We start from the raw sequence: 4,808 nt of genomic DNA on the forward strand, positions 1-4,808 counted from the left end.
GTTGCTGCTGTTGTCTCTGGACGTTGATGTTATCCAGTGTTTGCTGAAATTCACCCATCAGCCCGTCCGCTTTTTGCCGGTTTTGCTGCTTGAGACTCAGCCGTTGGCTTATGGTCTGGATTTTCTCATTCAGCATTTGTTGTTCAGCGGTGATGCGCTGCCATTGCTGCCAGTTTTTTTCCTGCTGGCTCAGCCATGCGTACTGCTCCGACAGGGTGGGGATGGGCAGATGCAGCTGATGTTCAATCCTTATCCTGACCTTGTCGTCTAACGCCAGCCTGGCCTGTTGGCTTTGCTCAAGCTGCTGACGTTTATCAGACAGCTGTTGGTCAATCTGGCGTTTTTGCTGCTGGTTAACATCCCGTTGGTGGGTGTGTTGGGTAATGTCGTTATTCAGCTGGTCCAACTGCTGCTGTTCAAGTTGCATGCGGCGATTAAGCTGACTCAGTGCCTCAAGCTGCTTTTTCCGGGCCTCCCCGGCCTGGGAAAACCGGTTAAAATGGCGCTGAAATTCCTCAGTGTTGTTGATCAATAGGGAAAGAGACAGAACTTTGCTGGTGGTGGACCAATCGGATGTGACCAGGGCAATCTGGTTTTGCAGCTTGTTGCTGGTCTGTTCTGACGATTCCAGTTGTACCTGCAGACGCGCAGCCTCTTTGCCCAACTTTTCGCCCTGAAGCTGCAATTGCTCCAGTTCCCGTTGCCTGGTAGTTAAACGGTGTTCGGTATCGGAAATATTCAACTGCTGATAATGTTCAATCGCCGGGTGTTCTCTCGCCCCGCAAAGTGGGCAAGCCTCTCCTGCCTGCAGTTGGTTGCGATAGTCCTTAAGGCTGGTGATCTGCCGCTCCCGGGTTAACAGCTGCTCAAGGTCATGACAGTGTTGCCTGGCATTGCGGTACTGTGCCCTGCATCTTTCAATGTTGTCGTTGAACTGTGCTGCCGATTGCAGCAGGTTGCTGTGGAGGCCCTGCTCTTTGTGTAAATCAGCGGTGCAGTTGATAAATTGCTGGTTAAGGTTATGCAGATTGAGCCATATTGGGTATTGGTCATGCCACTGTTGCTGATCACTGTGCAGCTGCTCTTCTTCCTGGCCATTTAACAGGGTGACTCTCTGCTCAAGCAGCGCTTTATTCTGGCTGACCCGTTGTGCCAGGGTTCTGGCCAGGGACTGGATATGGTCTTCCAGTGTCTGGTATTGTGCGTCCAGCTGCTGGCGCTCCTGCCCTGACTGGTGGATAGTCCGGATAAGCTGTTGTTCACCCAGGCTGGCGGCCTCCCGCTGCTCAAACAGCGTTTGTAATACGGGTAGCTGCTCTCCCAGTGTTTGCTGGTGGACATTCTGTTCCAGGTAATGGCTAGCCACCCGGAGCTGATCAGTCAGTTGTTCCAGGGACTGCTGGTCATCGGCCATGCTGGTGTTCAGTATCTCCCGCTCATGTTCAGCGTCCTGCAATTTGCCTTTGACGGCCTGTTGCTCATTGGTTAGCCTCTGCAAGTCTGCATCCAGGGGGATGACCTGCTCTAGCAGGGATTCAGTTTGCTCCTGCTCCTGCTGATAGCTTTCCCAGGCACTTGACTGAATCTGGCACTGCTTCTGTAGCTGTTGGGCCTGTTCGGTGGCGACCCGTTGTTCCTGTTGATATTCAGTCAGTGTCTTTTTTATCCGTTGCTGCTTTTGTTGCAGTTCGCCCAACCGCTCCCAGTCCGGCAAAAGCTCCATGGCGGGCAGGGACTGTTCCAGGCGGTTTATTTGTCCGCTGTTTTCCGCTTGTTGTTGCCGGGCATGGTCCAATGACGCCCGGGCTTTCTCCTGTTCACCTTCCTTGTTGGCCAGCTCTTCCAGCCAGCGCTTCTGATGGGTCAGGGAGAGGCGGTCATTGCCGGTTTCTTCTTGTTGACCGGCAAGAAGATTCTGTTCCTGTCTCAGTTGTGCAAGTCGATCGTCGTCCAGTAGCGCGATCCCCCCCGCCCTGACCTTTAACAGGTCCAATTGCTGCGCTTCGGTGCGCATGCGCTCAAAGGCCCGACGGGAGATCTCTCCGTAGATCTCGGTTCCGGTCAACTCCTCCAGTAGTTCTGCCCGGTCATTGGCACTGGCTTCGAGAAAGGCGGCAAAACCACCCTGGGCCAGCATCATGGATTTGGTGAAACGGCCGAAGTCCAGCCCGGTCAGCTCACTGATCTTTTTCAATTTGTCGCTGATACGGGTGGTAATAATCGTACCGTCACTGTGGGCCAGCTCAACCTGCGGTGCCTGCAACTTGCCATCGGTTTTTCCCCTGGCCCGGCGTTGTGACCAGAAGCCCCGCCAGGCTTGACCTTTAACTTCAAACTCAACTTCGGCCAGAGAATCCGACGTATGTCGTGTCATCAGCTCATTATCGGAGGCGGAGATGGTGGCCAGACGGGGAGTCTGGTGGTACAGGGCAAGGCAGATGGCATCCAGTAGCGTGGTTTTGCCCGCGCCGGTCGGGCCGGTAATGGCAAATAGCCCACTGTTGGTAAAAGGTTTACTCTGGAAGTCTATTTTCCACTCGCCCCTGAGGGAGTTGATATTTTTCAGGCGCAGGCTGAGAATTTTCATCAGGCGTTTTCCCTCTTATCATCGGGTACCAGTGTTGGTTGCCCATGATCTGTTGCATCCTCTGTTGCATAGACGTTTTCCAGTATTTCCTGAAAGGCACCGGTCAGCTGCTGACGCTGTTCGTCTGTCAGCTCTTCCTGCTTTAGCCGTTGCTGAAAAACATCTTCAACGCGCAACTCAGCCAGACTTTCCTGGTCCGCAACGGTCAGGGATGGTGCTGCCTTTTCCCGTTTTCTCCTTACCCGCAATAGTTCGAATGAGGACAGCTCCTCCCTGGCCAAGACCAACTGTTCGACGTGGCTTTGCAGGTCATGGAGGTAGGTTTCACTGGTGATTTCAATCTCCAGCCATGGATTGAGTGCTGCCTGCTCATTCGCAGCAAGAGCGGCCAGCTGCTGGTCAATACTGTCCAGTGAACCCTTGAGACTGATCAGGGGCCTGAAGACCGGCACCATGACGGACTCAATTTTATTCAGCTCATTGCCCTTGAAGTCGACAATGATGACCTGTTTATCCGATCCGGCCTCATCGAAACTCAGCGGGATTGGTGAACCTGAGTAGCGGATATGTTCCTGCTTCGCCACGACCTGTGGCCTGTGCAGGTGGCCGAGGGCAATGTAATGGGCCCCGGGAAATGCGGAAACCGGAAATGCCGCCAGGGTGCCAATGTAAATCTCCCGCACGGATTCGCTCAGCTGCCCACCCACTGTCGTTAAATGGCCCGTGGCAATAATGGGTAGCCGTTCCCCTGCCAGCTTTTCAGCCTCTGCATAAATGGTCTGATAGTGGGCGGCGATCGCCTGTTGCAGTGCCTGTTGCTTATCCTCTGAGCTCTCCCCCGCCTGACTTTCCAGCACATCCCGCGGGCGCACAAAAGGAATGGCGCAAATCACCGCACCGGGATTGCCCTCGGCGTTGTGCAACACCAGCACCTGCTCCCGGGCATCCTGGCTGACGCCACCCACCACAAAGGTATTCAGGTAGGCCAGCAACTCCCTTGACTCATTCAGTGTGGCCACCGAGTCATGGTTGCCGCCAATGACGATAAGCTGACGACAGTGGGTGCTTTGCAGGCTGACAATAAAGCGGCTGTACAGCCTTCTTGCATAGCTCGGTGGCGTACCGGTATCAAAGATATCACCGGCAATGATCAGGGCATCGATGCCCTGCTCCTGCACCAGAGCGATCAGCCAGTCCAGAAAGGCCTGGTGTTCTGCCTCCCGGCTTTTGCCCATAAAGTGCTGGCCAAGATGCCAGTCCGATGTGTGAAGAATACGCATGATGCCTTGAATATCGGGACGTCAGAGGGCTGCTGAGTGAACACTCCTTGGTGAAAAAGTATAGCTACAGCAGAACCCTGTTGTAGCCAATGATCTGGTATCAGGTTTTTATTGCGAAACCGCTTCTTGCCAAAGGATAGCTTGATCATCTGGCAATTGCTCACGCCACTGACATTTATGTGGCATTGATTGTTGTGATCATTGGAGTTTTCATGGTCATTTTGCATGATCGGTGAGTTTTGGGTATGCATTTGGGGGCCGAAGGTGTTGCAAACGTTTTAAAAGCGTTGAACCACAAAGACACGAAGGCACAAAGGAAGCCTTAGTTGTTTGTTGGGCGTAGCTCAGGCTAGCCAGGGCAAAACTTTGTGTCTTTGTGTCTTTGTGGTGCCCTTCTTTTCAGGGCCTTTCGTAGTGAACATCAAGAAGAATGAAAACCGGTGCCAGCTATTGTGGCGTATCAGGTTGGGTTAATTGATCCCAGACAGGGTTTCGCCACAGGGGTACGGTGGTCATGGAGTGTTTGGCGCTGCCACCAGTCTCTTTGGTGGAGTAACTCAGATAGATCAGGGTTTTGTTTTTCTCATCCCAGATACGCCGTATTTTCAGATGCTTCCAGAGAATGCTTTTCGATGTTTTGAACACCACTTCGCCACTTTTGGACATATTGATGTTGTTGATCATGTCCAGGGTAATCGGCCCGGTCTGTCGACAGGCAATGCCCATATCGGAAGGGTCAGACAGAGAAAAATTGCCCTTGATGTGGGAGATATGACAGGTCACACCGGAAACCAATGGATCGGTAAAGGTTTCGATCTTGATATCCCTGGTGGTGAACAGGCCAAGGCTGACGTCGCCTACCTCATTGTCTGAGCAGCCGGTGAGCAGAAGCGGTGTAATCAACAGGGCGGCCAGGAGGCTGTCCGAGAATAGCGCCCGTA

General features: G+C 53.3%; 3 protein-coding genes. All 3 read right to left on the bottom strand.

Annotated features, from left to right (window positions below):
* A partial coding sequence (locus tag KDK14_RS09480) for an AAA family ATPase (protein ID WP_257264857.1) occupies nt 1–2,587 on the bottom strand: 2,587 nt, incomplete at its 3' end.
* Nucleotides 2,587–3,867: an exonuclease subunit SbcD gene (sbcD, locus tag KDK14_RS09485; protein WP_257264859.1), complete on the bottom strand. Its 1,281-nt coding sequence runs from the start codon at nt 3,865–3,867 to the stop codon at nt 2,587–2,589. The genes KDK14_RS09480 and sbcD, both read right to left, overlap by 1 nt.
* A gap of 447 nt (nt 3,868–4,314) precedes the next feature.
* Nucleotides 4,315–4,770 carry a CreA family protein gene (locus tag KDK14_RS09490; RefSeq protein ID WP_306671503.1) on the bottom strand — a complete coding sequence of 152 codons (456 nt, stop codon included), beginning with the start codon at nt 4,768–4,770 and terminating at the stop codon, nt 4,315–4,317.
* Between the last annotated feature and the right edge of the window lie 38 nt (nt 4,771–4,808).

Origin of the sequence: Endozoicomonas sp. ONNA2 (genome assembly GCF_024606365.1) — a bacterium.
Taxonomy (GTDB): domain Bacteria; phylum Pseudomonadota; class Gammaproteobacteria; order Pseudomonadales; family Endozoicomonadaceae; genus Endozoicomonas.

Coding starts and splice junctions, on each gene's coding strand:
- sbcD (WP_257264859.1), bottom strand. CDS start 3,867: ATGCGTATTCTTCACACATCGGACTGGCATCTTGGCCAGCACTTTATG.